The sequence below is a fragment of the Bradyrhizobium cajani genome (genome assembly GCF_009759665.1).
In the GTDB taxonomy this organism is placed as follows: Bacteria; Pseudomonadota; Alphaproteobacteria; order Rhizobiales; family Xanthobacteraceae; genus Bradyrhizobium; species Bradyrhizobium cajani.
The window spans coordinates 1-17,871 of the sequence record NZ_WQNE01000031.1 but is presented as its reverse complement, the minus strand read 5'-3'; the positions used below and the strand labels follow the sequence as shown (position 1 = coordinate 17,871).

General features: G+C 63.5%; 16 protein-coding genes. 10 read left to right on the top strand and 6 right to left on the bottom strand.

Translation table 11 applies throughout. The annotated features are described in order from the left end of the window. Window positions 1–7: 7 nt before the first annotated feature. Window positions 8–2,290, bottom strand: a complete 2,283-nt coding sequence (locus tag GPL20_RS29435; protein WP_167533276.1) for a ComEC/Rec2 family competence protein — start codon at window positions 2,288–2,290, stop codon at window positions 8–10. 94 nt (window positions 2,291–2,384) lie between these two features. After that, the gene (locus tag GPL20_RS29430; RefSeq protein ID WP_157334261.1) at window positions 2,385–2,618 is read right to left on the bottom strand and encodes a DUF2171 domain-containing protein; all 234 of its coding nucleotides are present in this window, start codon (window positions 2,616–2,618) and stop codon (window positions 2,385–2,387) included. Between the two features lie 387 nt (window positions 2,619–3,005). Here GPL20_RS29430 and GPL20_RS29425 point away from each other — a divergent pair, with 387 nt between their 5' ends. Next, the gene (locus tag GPL20_RS29425) at window positions 3,006–4,334 is read left to right on the top strand and encodes an MFS transporter (protein ID WP_157334259.1); all 1,329 of its coding nucleotides are present in this window, start codon (window positions 3,006–3,008) and stop codon (window positions 4,332–4,334) included. Window positions 4,335–4,398: 64 nt separating this feature from the next. On the opposite strand, the gene GPL20_RS29420 is transcribed toward GPL20_RS29425, so the two are convergent. Then, window positions 4,399–4,761, bottom strand: coding sequence for an SPW repeat protein (locus tag GPL20_RS29420; RefSeq protein WP_167533280.1), 363 nt, complete (start codon window positions 4,759–4,761; stop codon window positions 4,399–4,401). Window positions 4,762–5,004: 243 nt separating this feature from the next. Here GPL20_RS29420 and GPL20_RS29415 point away from each other — a divergent pair, with 243 nt between their 5' ends. The 4 genes from GPL20_RS29415 (at window position 5,005) to GPL20_RS29400 (ending at window position 8,899) form a co-directional block, all read left to right on the top strand. Beyond that, on the top strand, window positions 5,005–5,187 hold the full coding sequence (locus GPL20_RS29415; RefSeq protein WP_157334255.1) for a hypothetical protein: 183 nt from the start codon (window positions 5,005–5,007) through the stop codon (window positions 5,185–5,187). 162 nt (window positions 5,188–5,349) lie between these two features. After that, a complete protein-coding gene (gene glnA / locus GPL20_RS29410) occupies window positions 5,350–6,780 on the top strand; it encodes a type I glutamate--ammonia ligase (RefSeq protein WP_157334252.1) in 1,431 nt (476 codons plus the stop codon). An 83-nt stretch (window positions 6,781–6,863) separates the two neighbouring features. Further along, window positions 6,864–7,868: a ribonuclease Z gene (locus GPL20_RS29405; protein ID WP_157334250.1), complete on the top strand. Its 1,005-nt coding sequence runs from the start codon at window positions 6,864–6,866 to the stop codon at window positions 7,866–7,868. Window positions 7,869–8,209: 341 nt separating this feature from the next. Further along, entirely contained in the window at window positions 8,210–8,899 is a 690-nt protein-coding gene (locus GPL20_RS29400) for a DUF1326 domain-containing protein (protein WP_157334248.1), read from the top strand. 50 nt (window positions 8,900–8,949) lie between these two features. On the opposite strand, the gene GPL20_RS29395 is transcribed toward GPL20_RS29400, so the two are convergent. Both GPL20_RS29395 and GPL20_RS29390 read right to left on the bottom strand, forming a co-directional pair. Next, window positions 8,950–9,336: a YybH family protein gene (locus GPL20_RS29395; protein WP_157334246.1), complete on the bottom strand. Its 387-nt coding sequence runs from the start codon at window positions 9,334–9,336 to the stop codon at window positions 8,950–8,952. A 5-nt stretch (window positions 9,337–9,341) separates the two neighbouring features. Beyond that, a complete protein-coding gene (locus GPL20_RS29390; RefSeq protein WP_157334244.1) occupies window positions 9,342–11,018 on the bottom strand; it encodes a glutamine--tRNA ligase/YqeY domain fusion protein in 1,677 nt (558 codons plus the stop codon). Between the two features lie 144 nt (window positions 11,019–11,162). On the opposite strand from GPL20_RS29390, the gene gltX reads away from it, so the two are divergent. The 3 genes from gltX (at window position 11,163) to GPL20_RS39700 (ending at window position 14,841) form a co-directional block, all read left to right on the top strand. Further along, window positions 11,163–12,590 (top strand): glutamate--tRNA ligase, encoded by a 1,428-nt coding sequence (gene gltX, locus GPL20_RS29385; RefSeq protein WP_157334242.1) that lies wholly within the window; start codon window positions 11,163–11,165, stop codon window positions 12,588–12,590. Between the two features lie 169 nt (window positions 12,591–12,759). Continuing rightward, window positions 12,760–14,064 carry a citrate synthase gene (gene gltA / locus GPL20_RS29380; protein ID WP_157334240.1) on the top strand — a complete coding sequence of 435 codons (1,305 nt, stop codon included), beginning with the start codon at window positions 12,760–12,762 and terminating at the stop codon, window positions 14,062–14,064. Window positions 14,065–14,499: 435 nt separating this feature from the next. Next, window positions 14,500–14,841 (top strand): hypothetical protein, encoded by a 342-nt coding sequence (locus GPL20_RS39700; protein WP_246251078.1) that lies wholly within the window; start codon window positions 14,500–14,502, stop codon window positions 14,839–14,841. 80 nt (window positions 14,842–14,921) lie between these two features. On the opposite strand, the gene GPL20_RS29370 is transcribed toward GPL20_RS39700, so the two are convergent. After that, window positions 14,922–15,596, bottom strand: a complete 675-nt coding sequence (locus tag GPL20_RS29370; RefSeq protein WP_157334238.1) for a glutathione S-transferase family protein — start codon at window positions 15,594–15,596, stop codon at window positions 14,922–14,924. A gap of 200 nt (window positions 15,597–15,796) precedes the next feature. Here GPL20_RS29370 and GPL20_RS29365 point away from each other — a divergent pair, with 200 nt between their 5' ends. Both GPL20_RS29365 and GPL20_RS29360 read left to right on the top strand, forming a co-directional pair. After that, window positions 15,797–16,975 (top strand): ROK family transcriptional regulator, encoded by a 1,179-nt coding sequence (locus GPL20_RS29365; RefSeq protein ID WP_205751215.1) that lies wholly within the window; start codon window positions 15,797–15,799, stop codon window positions 16,973–16,975. An 81-nt stretch (window positions 16,976–17,056) separates the two neighbouring features. Then, window positions 17,057–17,871, top strand: an 815-nt coding sequence (locus tag GPL20_RS29360; protein ID WP_157334234.1) for an ABC transporter substrate-binding protein, incomplete at its 3' end; no start/stop codon positions are given.

Here is a 17,871-nt window from a genome sequence, read left to right as displayed (position 1 = left end):
CGACCGCTCAATCCTCGGCCTGCAAGTCGGCCTCTGACGGCGTTGCGTCCGGGTTGCGGGGCGCGGCCGTCTTCGGCGCAAGGCTTCCATCGAAATCTCCTTCGCCGGCGGCAGCCGGCGACCACGGCCGGTCTGCGCCCCTCGCCCGCACCGGTTGGACCGCAAAGCCGTCGCCGTTTCGCGTCAGCGCCAGCGCGCCCTGCCTCGTGAGGCGCTGCCGGTCGACCACCATGGCCGCGCAATCGGCCGGCGCGGGCCTTGCGGTCACTACCAGCGCTGCGCGGCTGCAATCATCGGCCAGCGCGTCGATGCGCAAGGCCAGCGCGACCAGCCGCCCGTCGGCGAGCGGCGTCACGCAACCGGACTCGTCGCACGAGACGCCGTCGGCGAGCGAGGCGCTGGCGGCATCGCGCGGATCGGCGTCGGCCGCGAGCCACTCCTTGAGCAGGAAACCGTCCTTGGTCGCCCGGATCAGATGCAGCCGCCCGTCCCCACCCCGCACCGCGACGCTCGCGCCATCCCCGGCAATCAGAATGTCGGGTTGCCGCACCGACAGCCCCCAGGCGATCGCGCCGAGCAGCACCAGGGCACCGGACCAGCGCAAGGGGGTGCGCAACAGGCCCATCAGGATGATCCCGAGGCTCGCCGCGACGAGCGCCGCACTGCCGAAAGCCGGGATGCGGCCAACCGCGCCCGGCAGTGCCGCCACCCAGCGCGAGACTGCGATCATCCAGTCGATGCCGATCCCCATCAGCCACCAGAACACGCCATCGAGCCCGAACGGCGCGGCGAGCAGTCCGAGCAATCCCGCCGGCATCACCAAGGCGGAGACCACCGGCATCGCCGCGAGATTGGCGAGCACGCCGAACGGCGTGACGCGGTGGAAGTGGAATGCGGCATAGGGCGTGGTCGCAAGCCCCGCGATCAGCGAGGCCCCGAACAGCATCGCGATCTCGCGGCCCCCCCATAGCGCGATGCGCGCGGTCGCGGAATGATCGGGCGAGGCGAACAGGTTCGGCATGCCGATCTGCACCAGCGCCACCAGCCCGAGCGTCGCGGCGAACGACATTTGGAAGCTCGGATGCACCAGCGCTTCCGGCGCGACCGCGAGCACGATCAGCGCGGCCACCGCCAGCGTCCGAAAGGTGATGGCGCGGCGATCGACCATCACCGCGATCAGCACCACCGCGGTCATGAAGAACGACCTCTGCGTCGCGACCTCGGCGCCCGAGAGCAGCAGGTAGAACGCGGCGGCGACGAGCGCCGCAGCGGCCGACCATTTCTTGATTGCAAAGCCGACCGCAAGTCCAGGGACGAGAGCGAGCAGCGCACGCACCGCGAAGAACACGACGCCGGCGACGACGGCCATGTGGTAGCCGGAGATCGAGAGCACATGGCCGAGGCCGGAGACGAACATCGCATCGTTGACAGGCGTGGTGATGGCATCGCGCCGTCCGGTCAGCAGCGCGGTCGCAATCGCGCGGTTGTCGCCCTCGAGCGTGGCCCGGATGCGCGCGTCGATCGCATCGCGCAGGCCCTGCATGAAGGCGGCGTAGCGCAGGCGCAGGCCACCGGCATCGGGTGGGACAGAAGCCGTGATCGCCCCCATCACGAAGCCGGAGGCGCCGATGCCCTGAAAGAACATATCGCGCGCGAAATCGTAGCTGCCGGGACGCACCGGTGAGATCGGCGGCATCAGCCGCGCCTTGAGTTGCACGAAGCTGCCGACCTCGGGGGCCGTGCCCTTGCGCACCGAGAGGCGGACGCGATCAAGCCTGACGTCGCTGCGCTGCGCCTCCATCGCGGTGACACGGAGCACGAAACGATCGGTGCGCTCGCGGATGTCGCGGGTCTCGACGAAGCCCGACAGCGATACCGAATAGAGCGGCTTGGCCAGCACGGTGTGACCGATGCGCGCCGTCTTCCAGGTCGCCATGGCAAAGCCGGCCGCGACCGCCGCAATCAGCAGCGCCGGCACGAACAGCCGGCTGCGCCGCAACAGGACGGCACCGAGCGTGAGCAGCAGCGCGGTTGCAGCAGCAACCCAGAGGACCGGTTCATGGTCGGCGGCGAAATAGACCGCAATGCCGGCGCCGAAGGCCACGGGTACCCAGGGCAGGAGGCGCCCGGGGCCGGCCTCCGCGCGCAGCCATGCGCGCAGCGTCTCGCCAATTGTGGGCCAGACGCCGAGGCCCGCGGGCGCAAAGCCGCCGGCCGCCGCAGTTCGGCCTGTCGGCCAAGTTCTGGCGATCCCCTGCGAGGCACGTTGCGGCCGGCCCGGCTCCGCCATTCCCTGCACCTGACGATACGCGACGAGCGCGGAGGCTACCGGAACGTGCAGGGATGCGAATAGCGGTACAGATCAGGAACGGGCTGAGCTCGACCTATTTTTCCTCTTCCATCGTCACCGCCACCGCGGCCTTGGCCGACAGCCGGACCTTGTTGCCCTCGACGTCGGCGACGAGGCCCTTGTCGATGAAGTGGTGATGACCCCTGTGGCTGCCCTCACCGCTGTCTTTCTTGGTCAGCTTGATGCGATTGCCTTCGACGCGATCGACGGTGCCGATGTGGACGCCGTCGGCGCCGATGACTTCCATATGCTCTGCGATGTTCTGCATGGTGGGATCCTTGTTGGACCCAACACAACGCCTGAAAGCCCTTTCCGTTCGTTCGTGACAAAACCGCTCGGCGCGATGGGCGACCGTTCCATCTCGGCACGGTCAGCCTCGGTTCAGGTCGATTGAGCCGAAAGTCTCATAAGACGCCAGCCTCGGCAGGACTACACTGCTTCCATACCTCCCCGGCAGACGGGCAGGTCGTGATAGCTCGCGGTACCGAAGAGACCGCTGGAGCTCTTTCTCAGGTGGCTCAAGCGTCCCTGAGACCCGGCGTTGCGTACGCAACTCGCAATACTCGCCTGTCGCGTCGCACACCAAGCGTACTCCGCGAGCGAATGAGCGCTGAAAGGCGCCAGGAGTAGCGTTTGAGTTTGATAGGAGCAGCACATGGCAGTTCAAGTACCGAGCGATTTTCGCCGCGTGATTGTTGCCGCGTCGGTTGGAAACGTCATCGAATGGTATGATTTCTATATCTTTGGCAGCCTGGCCGCGGTTCTGTCGGTCAAGTTCTTCGAGCCGTCCCACGCGGTTGCAGCCCTCCTCAGCACGATCGCGCTGTTCACTGCAGGATTCCTGATCCGTCCACTGGGAGCTTTCCTCTTTGGATGGATGGGCGACCGGGTCGGGCGAAAATATACGTTCCTCATCACGCTGACCGGAATGGGACTGGGTACGGGGGCAATCGGGTTGATCCCGACCTACCAGTCCATCGGTCTCACGGCGGCGTTCCTTCTATTCGGCTTGCGTATGATCCAGGGTCTGTGCCTGGGCGGCGAGTATGGCGGCGCCATCACTTATGTCGCCGAGCATGTCCCGGATGACAAGCGCGGCTACTACACCGGCTGGCTCCAGACCTCCCCGACTCTGGGCATCGTGGTCTCGCTGGCCGTGATCATCCTGACACGGACCTGGTTCGGCAATCAGGCCTTCGACGAGTGGGCCTGGCGCGTTCCGTTCCTGGTGTCCTTCCTCTTGGTCGCCATCGCGATCTATATTCGGCTCCAACTCCAGGAGACGCCGATCTTCCAGGAGATCAGGGCCCGCGGCCAGATGACGGCGAATCCGTGGAAGGAGGCCTTCCTCAGCTCGAACGTCAAATTCATCGGTATCGCCATCGTGGTCCTGATCGGACAGGGCGTGGTCTGGTACAGCGGTCAGTTCTGGGCGCTGTACTTCCTTCAGCAGGTCTCCAAGGTGGACGCGCTGACCTCCGCCTACATCGTGGGAGCCGCGCTGCTGATCGCCACACCGAGCCTGATTTTCTTCGGCTGGCTGTCGGATCAGATCGGCCGCAAGCCGGTCATCCTGGGCGGCATGCTGCTCGCCGCGATCACGTACTATCCGCTGTATCTATGGCTGGGATCGGTCACGCAGCCCGGTAACATCAACTATCCGACTGCGATCTTCATCATCTTCATCCTCGTTTGCTACGTCGGGATGGTCTACGGGCCGGTCGGCGCATTCCTGGCGGAATTCTTCCCCGGCAGGATCAGGTACACGTCGGTGTCGGTGCCGTACCACATCGGCAACGGCTGGGGTGGTGGATTGGTGCCGTTCATCACGTCGGCGGCATTCGCGGCGACCGGGAGCATCGGCTACGCGTTGATCTACCCGATTGTGGTGCCTGCGGTGTGCTTCGTGCTCGCCGTCTTCCTGATGCCGGAGACGCGCAAGATCAGTATCTGGCAACCGATCGAGCCCAGAGCCGCTCAGTGACATCATCACCTCTCCTCCGACCGCCAACCGATGGCGGCCGGAGAAGAGCCGGCGACCTCTCTTCTCAGCCGGCTCGGTGATGCCAGTGATCGTTCCACCAAGCGGTGAAGTCGCGATCGGTCATCAATTCCCAACCTGCGAGCAAGATCACCACTATGCCCGACAATGCGCTGCTCACCGTGGCCGACGTGGTCTCATAGCCAATGGACCAAGGGGCCACCACCAGGGCCAAGCCCAGCAGCATTTCGCCCCATTCTTCCAGGTAGGACGGGATGACAAAGCCTTCTACAGCAAACAGCATGACGCCCAGCCCGAGCGCGATTGTGATCCAGACAGCCGCCCCGGATAAGCCCAGGACGAAGGACGACAGGACCAGCCACACGCCCACCAACAGGCTGGCAACGTCTTGCCAATGTTGGATGCGCATGATGCTCACCTCCCTTCTCGTATTCATATATGGGGGCGCACAGATGAAGAACCATCCGGTCCGGCCTGCGTTGTGTTGCCGCGACTGCCGGTCCAGAACCGGCGTTCAATCCTGGCCCATGCCCTGGAAAGGGCTCTTGCGAGTGCGGCGCACCAGGATGCAGATTGTCGGAGCTTGACAGGTGTCAATGTCTACCGTTCCCGGCCCACCCAGTTCGCGCCGGAACAAGAGGGAGATGACGCCATGCGAGAAATGGAAATCCACGATTATGCGCGGCAGTTGCTGGAAGCACATGGCCCCAAAGCCATTGCCGAAGCCGCCCAGAATGCCATCGATCTCGAGTCAAAGGGCGAGCTCGAATTGGCCCGAACCTGGCGGCATATCGAAGACGCCATGAAGCTCATGCGCGGGCCGCACCAAAGCTGAAGCCGCCGCCGCGCGCGAAACTGCCTGACTGCGAGTGCCGCGCCATGCCGGATCGAGGCTGACGCGGCGCCAACGCCGAACGTGGTCCACCGTCCGTCGCAAGCCGCTCGGTTGCGGCCGAACGGCAACGCGATCTCAGGACGCTGATCTGGGAGCGAAGCCATGGTTGCGGAATGTGCGACAGCCGAAGATCTCGTAAAGGCAATCAAGGACGACAACGTCCAGATGATCGATTTGCGATTCACCGACCTGCCGGGGGTGTGGCAACATTTCTCTATCCCGCCAAGCGCGGTGAATGCGGATGCACTCGCTGAGGGCATCGGATTCGATGGCTCATCGATCCGCGGCTTCCAGGAGATCCAGGAAAGCGACATGCTGGTTGTCGCTGATCCGGCGACGGCCTTCGTCGACCCCTATAGCCAGGCAAAGACGCTGGTCCTCATCTGTAACATCAGAGACCCGGTGACCGGCCAATCCTATAGCCGGGATGCCCGCTACATCGCCCAGAAAGCCGAAACCTACCTCAAGGGCACCGGGCGCGCCGATACGAGCTACTTCGGCCCGGAAGCGGAGTTCTTCGTGTTCGACGACGTCCGCTACGGACAGGGCATCAACTACGCCATGCACGAAATCGACTCCAGCGAAGGCAGTTGGAACACCGGCGCAGAGGAAGCACCAAATCTGGGCCACAAGCCGCGCCCGAAGGAGGGATACTTTCCCGTTCCCCCGACCGACAGCATGCAGGCGCTACGCACCGAAATGGTGCTGACGATGGAATCCCTGGGGATCCAGATCGAAGCCCATCACCATGAGGTCGCGACCGGCGGCCAAAACGAGATCGACATGCGCTTTACCACCCTCACCCGCATGGCCGACAATCTGATGATCTACAAATACGTGGTGAAGAACACCGCGCATCGGTACGGCAAGACCGCGACATTCATGCCGAAGCCGCTGTTCGAGGACAACGCTTCGGGCATGCACGTTCACCAATCGCTGTGGAACGGCGAGACCAATCTGTTCTACGACAAAGGTGATTACGCCGAGTTGAGCCAGCTCGGCCGCTACTATATCGGCGGGCTATTGAGCCACGCCTGGGCGTTGTGCGCGCTTTGCGCCCCCACCACGAACTCCTATCGGCGTCTGGTTCCGGGCTATGAAGCCCCGATCAACCTGGTCTATTCCCAGCGCAATCGCTCAGCCTGCTGCCGGATTCCGATGTATTCGCCAAACCCACGCGCAAAGCGCGTCGAGTTTCGTACGCCAGATCCATCCTGCAATCCCTATCTGGCCTTTGCCGCGATGCTGATGGCCGGCCTTGACGGCATCGACAACCGGATCGATCCGGGCAGCCCGATCGACAAGAACCTGTACGACCTCCCGCCTGCGGAGGCGAAGGAGGTGAAGTCAACGCCGGGATCGCTGGATCAGGCACTTGACGCGCTCGAGCGCGATCACGCATTCCTCCAACGCGGCGATGTCTTCACCGCCGACGTGATCGAAACCTGGCTCGACTACAAGCGAAAGAAAGAGGTCGATCCTATCCGGCTGCGCCCGCATCCTTATGAGTTTCATCTTTACTACGATATCTAGCATCTAATCGTAAGGCACCGGCCTCGGATCAGGGCGCAAATGGAGGGACTCCATCGGGCGCTATTGCAGCGGAATAGTACGCCATGCGGCCGATCTTCCATCCGAGCCTGGTCAACGGTCGCTACGGCGACCCAACGGTCTATGTGGAAACGCTGTTCGAAAAGCGAAGTCTGCTGTTCGATATCGGAGAGATTGCTTCACTGTCGCCGCGGAGGATACGGCGCATCGACCAGGTCTTTGTCTCGCATGCCCATCTCGATCACTTCGTTGGTTTCGACCATCTGCTTCGTTTGCTTGTCGGCCACGAGAAATCGGTACAGCTCTTCGGTCCGTCCGGCTTTGCTGAGCGCGTCTTTCACAAGCTTCAGGCCTATCGCTGGAACCTGGTCGAGAAATATCCATGCGATCTTGTTTTCGACGTCAGCGAACTCGGCGCGACAGATTCCATATCGACCACGCGGTTCCGAATGAGGAAGGCTTTCGCAGCAGAGGCACCAGTGTCTCGCAAGACCTTTGCCGGTGTACTCTGCGATGAACCGACCCATCGCGTATCAGCCGCGATCCTCGAACATGGCACGCCCTGCCTCGCGTTCGCGCTGCAGGAGGCGGCACATGTCAACGTATGGAAGAACCGGCTGTTGGAACGCGGACTGCCGGTCGGTTCGTGGCTGCACTCCCTCAAGAAGGCCGTCGTCGAGCGTCGCGCCGACGATCACTTGATCCGTATCGACGAAGCGGCACCGTCGGATCGCCTCGTTCCGCTCGAGAGCCTGCGCGATCTCTTGACGGTCACGGCCGGCCAGAAAATTGCCTATGTAACCGATGCCGCCGACACGCCGGCCAATCGTGCCGCGATCGCGGCGCTGATTCAGAACGCAGACATCCTCTTCATCGAGGCGACGTTTGCGGGGGCAGACGCGGCATTGGCGAGGGAGCGCGCCCATCTTACAACCACGGCTGCCGGAGAAATCGCGCGGCAAGCCAATGTACGCCGCGTCGAACCTTTTCACTTCTCTCCGCGCTATGCGGGCGAGCCCGAGCGGATGCTGGCCGAGGTGATGGCAGCATTCAGGGCGTCTCGCGCCTAGCGCCATGACCTGAACCGTCTGCCCACACCTGTTCGACAAAATAGGCGCGTCGATCGTTCGCAGGCATCCGTCGCACCATCCGAAAGCCATAACCGGAATCCGGGTCCCGGTTGAAGTCACATGCCAACCCTGCTAGGCTTTTGTCTATTGCGCACCCAAGGTAGGAGCGCGCTCCCCTGAGCGAAGCGCGCGTAGAGCGGAGGCTGGCCGCAGACGCAGCCGGTCAAAGACGGCCCTATTCGAGCGGATGAAGCAGCCACGATGGCCACATCGAGGTGCTCATCGTGAAGAGCTGCCTCTCACATCGACAAATCGTGTCGTATTTGGGGAGGACCGGAGGGATGGCTGATCAATGGCTATTCAAGAGCGAGACTTACGATAACTGCAATTGCGCTATGAATTGTGGTTGCCAATTCAATTTGCCGAGTACCCACGGCTATTGCCAGTCGGCTTTCGTTGGCAACATTGTTGAAGGCCACTTCGACGGTACCCCGATCGCAGGCCTGAACTGGGCGGCGCTGTACAAGTGGCCCGGCGAAATCAAGCACGGAAGCGGCCGGCGCCAGATAGTCATCGACGAGCGCGCGGATGAAGCTCAACGGATCGCGCTTGAGGCGATCATTTCAGGCGACGCATGCGAACCGTTGAGCAATCTCTTCTCCGTATTCGCGTCGACATGCTCTGACTCTTGCGAGACATTGTTCCTGCCGATTCATCTTGAAGCGGACTTGGAGCTGAGAACCGCCAGCGTAGATATACCCGGGATCATGCGAAGCATCGGCAGGCCGATGATCAACGAATTTAACGGTCAACCATTCCACATTGCGCTGGCGCGGCCCAGTGGCAGTTTCGAGTTTACCTATGCCGAGATCGGGCTGGGTACGACCTCGATCACGGGTGATATGGAGATGGCGTTCGAAGATTCATGGGCGCATTTTTGTGTTCACCACTTCAACCAGCACGGCTTGGTCCGGGAAAGATCAAGGCTCGCCGCATGGCTTGAGCGCATGAGTCCGCGTTCCCGTGAATGACGGCAATGGGTCACGAAACGCGGTGGTACAGGCGGTAGGCGCAAAATCGGCTAGATCAGCGGCTCCGGTGACGAGGCATGGTGGTTGGCGATCTTCCAGTCGCCGTCCTCGCGGATGATGACCCAGCTCATCTTGACCTCGAGCGGCGGGCGTTCACCGGCGAGGTCGAATGAGATGATGGCGGCCATGTTGATGATGTCAGGGCCGGCCAGCGCCGCCCTCACCTCGGAAAACACCGCGCTCGGAGCGCGCCAGCGCGGCAGGTCATTGAAATAGACCGCAACGCCATCGCGCCCGCGATAGAGCTTTGGGTTGGAGCCGAAAAAGAACGCGTCCTTCGAATACAGCGAGGCGAGCGCCACCGCATCGAGCGTCGTGAAGCCGGCGCGCCATTTCGCGATGATGGCGGAGACGATGGCGTCGGCTTCGTTGCTCATATGCGTCAGCCCTTCGCGACTTCCTTCGCAAAAGTATCGCGCAGCCCGATGGTCCGCGAGAACACGGGCTTGCCGGGCGTCGAATCCTTGTCGCGCACGAAATAGCCCTGGCGCTCGAACTGCATCGGCTCCGTCGCATTGCTCTCGGCGACCGACGGCTCGACCCGCGCGTCGGCGAGGATCTCGAGCGACTCCGGATTGAGATCGGCGGCGAAGTTCGACGCATCCGGGCTCGGATTGGCAAACAGCTGGTTGTAGATGCGGATTTCCGCGGGCACGGAGGTCGCCGCCGGCACCCAGTGCATGGTTGCCTTGACCTTGCGGCCGTCGGGGGCGTTGCCGCCCTTGGTCGCGGGATCGTAGGTGCAGCGCAGCTCCACCACCTCACCGGCCTCGTTCTTGATCACGCCGGTGCATTTGACGAAATAGGCGTAGCGCAGCCGCACCTCGTTGCCCGGCGACAGGCGGAAGAACTTCTTGGGCGGGTTCTCCATGAAGTCGTCGCGCTCGATATAGAGCTCGCGGCCGAACGCGATCTTGCGCGTGCCGGCGGAGGCGTCGTCCGGGTGGTTGATCGCCTCGAGCTCTTCAGTCTGCCCTTCCGGATAGTTCTCGATCACCACCTTGAGCGGCTTCAGCACCGCCATGCGGCGCTGCGCGGTGCGGTTCAACTCCTCGCGAATGCAGAATTCCAGCATGCCGACATCGACCACGCTGTTGGCTTTCGCCACGCCAATGCGCTTGACGAATTCGCGCAGCGCGGCCGGCGGCACGCCGCGGCGGCGCATCCCCGCCATGGTCGGCATGCGCGGGTCGTCCCAGCCCGCGACATGGCCCTCGCGCACGAGCTGGGTCAAGACGCGCTTGGAGAGCAGCGTGTAGGTCAGGTTCAGCCGCGCGAACTCGTACTGGTGCGGCTCTGACGGCACCGGCAGCTTCTCGATGAACCAGTCATAGAGCGGCCGGTGGTCCTCGAATTCCAGCGTGCAGATCGAATGCGTGATGCCCTCGATCGCGTCCGACTGGCCGTGCGCGTAATCGTAACTCGGATAGATGCACCAAGCGTTGCCGGTGCGCGGATGGTGCGCATGCAGGATGCGGTAGAGCACGGGATCGCGCAGATTGATGTTGCCCGCGGCCATGTCGATCTTGGCCCGCAGCACGCGCGCGCCGTTCGCGAATTCGCCGGCTTTCATGCGGCGGAACAGGTCGAGATTCTCCTCCACCGTGCGGTCGCGGAATGGCGAGTTCCTGCCGGGCTCGGTCAGCGTGCCGCGCGAGAGGCGGATCTCCTCCTGGGTCTGGTCGTCGACATAGGCGAGCCCGTCGCGGATCAGCTGCTCCGCCCATTCATACAGGCGATCGAAATAGTCCGAGGCGAAGAACAGATTCTTGCCCCAGTCGAAGCCGAGCCAGCGCACGTCGGCCTGGATGGAATCGATATATTCCTGCTCTTCCTTGACCGGGTTGGTGTCGTCGAAGCGCAGGTGGCAGCGGCCCGGAAACTCCTGGGCGATGCCGAAATTGAGCGCGATCGACTTGGCGTGGCCGATATGCAGGTAGCCGTTCGGCTCCGGCGGGAACCGGGTCACGATCTCCCTGTACTTGCCCTGATCGAGGTCGGCTTGGATGATGTCACGAATGAAATCGCGCCCAACCTCAGTCGCCACCGGTTCTGTCATTACGAAAATCCTGTAGGGAAATCAGCGGTCCTTCTGCCAAATTCGCGTGGCCGCGCCAAGGCCTTAAGCCGTCCGCTGTCGGGCTTTAGTTATGCTCCGGTCCTGATATATACCACCGCCTCCAATGCATAGGCCCTGCCAAGAATGACCGATTCCGTCGTCACGCGCTTCGCTCCATCCCCGACCGGCTTCCTCCATATCGGGGGTGCCCGCACCGCGCTGTTCAACTGGCTGTACGCCAAGAAGCACGGCGGCAAGATGCTGCTCCGGATCGAGGACACCGACCGGGAGCGCTCCACCGAGGCCGCCATCGCCGCCATCCTCGACGGCTTGAAATGGCTCGAGCTCGGCTGGGACGGCGAGGTCATCTACCAGTTCAGCCGCGCCGCCCGCCACCGCGAGGTCGCCGAGCAGCTCCTCGCCGACGGCAAGGCCTATCGCTGCTACGCCACCGCCGAGGAGCTCGCCGCCATGCGCGAGAAGGCGCGCGCCGAAGGGCGCACCCGCCTCTATGACGGCCTGTGGCGCGACCGCGACCCGGCAACCGCGCCCGGCGACGTCAAGCCGACGATCCGGCTGCGCGCGCCGCAGACCGGCGAGACCGTGATCGAGGATCAGGTCCAGGGCCGCGTGGTCTGGCAGAACGAGAATCTCGACGACCTCGTGCTGCTACGTGGCGATGGCACGCCGACCTACATGCTCGCGGTGGTGGTCGACGACCACGACATGGGCGTCACCCATGTGATCCGCGGCGACGACCATCTGATCAACGCTGCGCGCCAGAAGCAGATCTACGATGCGATGGGCTGGACGCTGCCGAGCATGTCCCACATCCCCCTGATCCACGGCCCGGACGGCTCGAAGCTCTCCAAGCGGCACGGCGCGCTCGGCGTCGATGCCTACCGCGCCATGGGGTACCTTCCGGCCGCGCTACGCAACTACCTGGTCCGCCTCGGCTGGAGCCACGGCGACCAGGAGATCTTCTCGACCGAGGAGATGATCGCCGCGTTCGATCTCGCCGGCGTCGGCCGTGCCGCCGCCCGCTTCGATTTCGCCAAGCTGGAAAACCTCAACGGCCACTATATCCGCCACGCCGACGATCAATCGCTTGTGAAGATGTTCGAGGATGTGCTGGATCACGTCGTCCCCAGCCGCGACCAGCTTAAGGCGAAGTTAAACGACACCACGCGCGCGCAGCTTCTCAAGGCCATGCCGGCCCTGAAGGAGCGCGCCAAGACGCTGATCGAGCTGATCGACGGCGCCTATTTCATCTTCGCCGACCGGCCGCTGGAGCTCGACGCCAAGGCGCAGGCGCTGCTGACGGGCGAGAACCGCAAGCTGATCGGCCAGCTTCATTCCGCGCTGGAGAAAGTCGAGACGTGGAGCGGCGCCGTCACGGAAGCCGCGCTGCGTACCTTTGCCGAGGAAAATAGTCTCAAGCTCGGCGCGGTCGCCCAGCCGCTGCGGGCGGCGCTGACCGGACGAACCACGTCGCCTGGTATATTTGAGGTTTTGGACGTGCTGGGGCGCCAGGAAAGTCTGGGTCGGCTTCAGGATCAGGCCCAGGACTAGGCCAAAGACTAGGCTACGACGTAAGTCGACCATGCGTGCGTCGATCTTGCAGCGCACACAGCAATAATATACCCATCTCCCCCGTACCTTCTGGAACATCCGGCCTGCCCCGCGATCTCATCGGGGCCTTCCGGGTCCGGCCCGTTTCACCATACATCGGGGACCTCTGATGGACGCAAAACCAAGCAACAAGACCGCCACGCTGACGGTTGGAAACAAGAATTACGATCTTCCGATCCTCAGCGGCAGCGTCGGGCCTGATGTCATCGATATCGGCAAGCTCTACGGCCAGTCCGGCCTGTTCACTTACGATCCGGGCTTCACCTCGACCGCGAGCTGCCAGTCCAAGATCACCTATATCGACGGCGACGCGGGCGTGCTGGAATACCGCGGCTACCCGATCGAGCAGCTCGCCGAGCACGGCGACTTCCTGGAGACCTGCTATCTCCTGCTCTACGGCAACCTGCCGACCGCCGCGCAGAAGAAGGATTTCGACCACCGCGTGACCCATCACACGATGGTGCACGAGCAGATGGCCCGCTTCTTCCAGGGCTTCCGCCGCGACGCCCATCCGATGGCGATCATGGTCGCAGCCGTCGGCGCGCTCGCCGCGTTCTACCACGACTCCACCGACATCAACGATCCGAAGCAGCGCATGATCGCGTCCATGCGCATGATCGCGAAGATCCCGACGCTGGCGGCGATGGCCTACAAATACACCGTCGGCCAGCCCTTCATCTATCCGAAGAACTCGCTGGGCTTTGCCGAGAACTTCCTGAACATGTGCTTCGCGGTGCCCTGCGAGGACTACAAGGTGAGCCCCGTGCTCGCCGACGCGCTCGAGAAGATCTTCATCCTGCACGCCGACCACGAGCAGAACGCCTCGACCTCGACGGTGCGCATCGCCGGCTCTTCCGGCGCCAACCCGTTCGCCTGCATCGCGGCGGGCATCGCCTGCCTCTGGGGCCCGGCGCATGGCGGCGCCAACGAAGCTGCGCTCAACATGCTCTATGACATCGGCACGGTCGACAAGATCCCCGAATTCATCGCCAAGGTGAAGGACAAGAACAGCGAAGTCCGCCTGATGGGCTTCGGTCACCGCGTCTACAAGAACTACGATCCGCGCGCCAAGATCATGCAGAAGATGTGTCACGCCGTGCTCAAGGAGACCGGCCATGGCAACGATCCGATGCTGAATGTGGCGATGGAGCTCGAGAAGATCGCGCTCAGCGACCAGTACTTCATCGACCGCAAGCTCTACCCGAACGTCGACTTCTACTCGGGCATCACGCTGAAGGCGATGGGCTTCCCGGTCTCGATGTTCACCGTGCTGTTCGCGGTCGCCCGCACCGTCGGCTGGATCAGCCAGTGGAGCGAGATGATCGAGGATCCGCACCAGAAGATCGGCCGCCCGCGCCAGCTCTACACCGGCGTCGCCAAGCGCGACTACGTGCCGATCAAGGATCGCAAGTAAGCCTTTAGCCGAAACGGCTTTCGAGACGGCGCCATCTCACGATGGCGCCGTTCTTGTTTGGCAGGACATCAAGGAGTGAGCAAAGCGTTAGGGCGAGCGGATGCAGATCACGAACCCGTTGGATGGCTGATTGCAGGTCGTGGCCTGCTCACCGTTCCCCGATGCGGCCGGCGAGATGGTGCTTCTTCCCAGATGCGACATTGACGGGGTGATCACCGCCGAGCGCATCGAAGCGACGGCCGTGCAGTACAGCGGTCACGACGTGCCCAAACCGAAATGGCCGCGCCCGGGGATGATGATGCTTCCTGTCACCGTTGACCTAGCTGATCCGACGCGGTTCAGGATCGAATGGGATCTGGTGCCGACCGGGCGGGAAGCCGCCGCAGAGCCGGCCGACGCCCCCACTCGCGGGCCGTTCCCCGCCTCTGGCGCGAGGTGGAGCATGCCACTTCGTCGACGGCGCTGGTCAACGGCCTTACGCCGCAGCAGACCGAGATCGCGCTTGCCGGTGGCGCCGCCGCTCTCGGTCTGGTCCCGACGACGGCGACAGTGCTGTCCGCGCGCGAGGTGCAGCCAAGCAGCGCGCCGGGTGGAACATGGGACATTGCGGTTCGGGTGCGCGACCCGAACGGCGGACCGGGCTGGGAGGCCGTCACTCGCATGTCATTCAGCAGCGCAAGCCGCGAAAGTCGCACCGCCGCCGGGGTCGAGTTGCCCGTCCTGGTGGACCCGGACAACCGCAAACGGATCATCGTCGACGTCCCGCGTCTTTGCTGACACATTGCAGGCTAGGCGTGCCCCCACCTCTCCACGACGAAGAACGATATGATAGGCAACCTGCGCCTTGCGCGCCTACGCTAGATGTGTAGCACCGAGGTTGCAGAACGAACTACCGGCAGCGAGTGCCCCACCGGCATCATCTCGTATGGCGGCTTCCAACCGGGCAGCGCCGCGATGCGTGCGCGCCAGGCATCGATAGCCGGGAAGTCCATGCGGAGATCGAATCCAGTCTCCTCAGTCGGATAGTAGAGATATCCTGCTAGCGAGAAGTCGACGATCGTCGGCCGGCCACCCAGCACGAAGCTGTGATTGCCGAGATGCTTTTCGACGATCGATAATGCGCTCTGCGTCCTGGCCCTCACATAAGCGAGCACGTCCGGGTGCGGCGGCTTCGGCATCATGGATTGCAACACCCGATGCGCGGCGAAATTTCCGGTGAACCGGTGATTGTCGAAGAGCAGCCAGCGTGCTGTCTCGAATCTCTCCGCTGCGCTCGACGGGCCGAACATGCCATGGGTCTCTGCGAGCCATCCCAGGATCGCACCTGACTGGCTCAGGCGTCGGCCGTCCACCTCGAGCACAGGGATTTCCCCCATCTCGTTCGTCGTGGCGCGCCAGACCGGGTCGCGGGTCTCACCGCCAACGAAGTCGACACCGACAGGCTCCCAGTCGAGCCCGGCGCAATTGAGAAACAGCGCGACCTTGAACGAATTCCCGGACGCGCCCACACAATACAGGCGATATCGCGTCATTGGACAGCCTCTCTCGGGCATCAGGCGAATATCCTCACCTGCTGCTGACATCGTCATGTCAGCAGTCCCGATCGCAACCGTCGGCCCCCAGGACGCTCTTGCTGCCGCGCACAACAAGTCGGCGCATCGGACCAGCAAGCGCTTGACAGTCGAAACACTCCGCGCGCAAATTCTTACACTAAGTAAGAATGACGACAGGGATGGAAATGCCGGAGCAGCCGAGAAGTCGGCGGCAGACGCGCGCTGCCATTTTGACTCATTTGCTCCAGTCGGGCGGCTCGTTTCGGCCGCCTCTGGCCAAGGCCGTGCGCCTGTCCGAGGCGAGCCTGTCGCGCATCCTGTTCGACCTGAAGGCCGAAGGCCTGATCGAGGAGGTGCGGCGCCCCGCCCCTTACGTCGGCGGCCCGACGGGCCTCGTGACACTCGACGGCTCGGTGGCGCTCGCCGCCGTCGAGCTGACCGCTCAATGGCTCAGCGTCGGCGTCGGCGGCCTGTCGGGTGAACTGCACTACACGGAACGTCTGCCGTTGCCGAAGGCGCCGACCGTCGAGACGGTCGGCCGCGTGTTCCGCGAGGCGCTGACACTGCTGCGCGACTGGACCCGCCGCCGCCGCATCACGCTCTCACAGATCGGCATCTCCATTCCGGGCCTTGGCCGGTTGACCGTATCCGGCAATCCGATCATTCCCTGCGATGTCGGGCGTATCAGCGGCATGACCGAACAGATGTTTGCCGACGTGCCGCTGGAGTTCACCAATTCGGTCGTGGCGCACGCCACGTTTCACCGCTGCCGCACGCAGAACTATCCGTTCAGCGGCACGCATCTGTTCGTCTTTGTCAGCCATGGCGTTGCCGGCGCCTGGATGGATGACCCGGCCGAGGCCGATGCGCTCCAGCCGGTCGAGCTCGGCCACATGGTATTTGGACCAGAGGGACCGCGCTGCCGCTGCGGCCATCACGGCTGCGTCGAGGCCTATACCTCGCTCCCCGCCTTGGCCGAGCTCCTCGGCGTCTCCGAAGCCGAATTGCTCCAGCTCGGCAGCGAATGGGTGCACGCGATCCCGCGCTTGACGCGCGTGCGCCATGAGTTGCGGCGGCGGCTGTTCCGGCTCGGCCTTGCGATCGGCAACACGCTGAACGTGAAACCATGCGGTGGGGTCGCGATCAGCGGCTGGCCATCGCTTCTTTCCGATGACGATCGCAACGCCGTGGTCGAGGGCATCGACGCCTGCCTGCTGGGCGGCCGGACATTGGCGCAGGTGTCCATCGCCTTCGTACCACCTTCGACCGGCAACGATCCGCAGGCCGCCCTCGCGTTCGCCGCCTTCTGTCTGGCCAGCCGCGGCGGCATGCCCGCCACATCGACGGAGGCCGCCTGACATGCCCTGAGTCGTGGGCCTCGATACGCCAAGAACGGCTCACAGAACTGCGCAAGGAACTTCACACCGGGAGGAACTGCCATGCCGATCACAACAACAAGGCGCCGTCTGCTCGCTGGATCCGTTGCCACCCTCGCACTGCCGGCCTTTGCCCGCGCGCAAGGCGCGGTCAAGCCGCGCCTGACCGCGATCTCTCAATGGTCCGCAGGCAGCGATGGGGCGGCTATCACCGCACTCGGCAAGAAATTCGAGGAGAAAGGTGGGGTTTGGCAGCACTCGCCCGTCCCCGGCTTCACCACCGAGATGATGAACAAGCTGCGTGCGCAGATCATCGCCGGCGATCCACCGGCCTGTTCGCAACTCAAGGGCCCCGAGATTGCGGCCTGGTCGAAGATTGCCCCGACCGTCAATCTCGACGCCCTCGTCGCCGCCGCCGGCTACGAGAAGGTCGTCGCTCCAGACCTTGCGCGATTGCACAAGCCCGGGGGCAAGTGGATTTCACTGCCGTTGCAAATCTACAGCACCAACATGCTGTTTCTCTCCAAACGCGCGATGGACAAGGCCAAGGCCGACAAGACTCCCGTCACCTGGGCCGACTTCAACGATCTTGCCGAGAAGATGAAATCGGGCGGCATCACCTATCCCATCGCCAATGGGGGCACTCGCCCCGACGACGGACAAAAATTCGAGGCCTCTCTCGCCGGCATCAGTCCCGCCGCGTACCGGGCGGCCATCATGAATCTCGACAAGAAGGCCCTGGAAGGGCCCGAGATCAAGGCTGCCTTCGCGCAGGTGCGCAAGATCGCCGACTGGAGCGATCCCAACATCGGCGCCCAACCTTATGCGACCAACCTGAAGCGCTTCATCGACGGCGACATGGGCATGATGATCCAGGG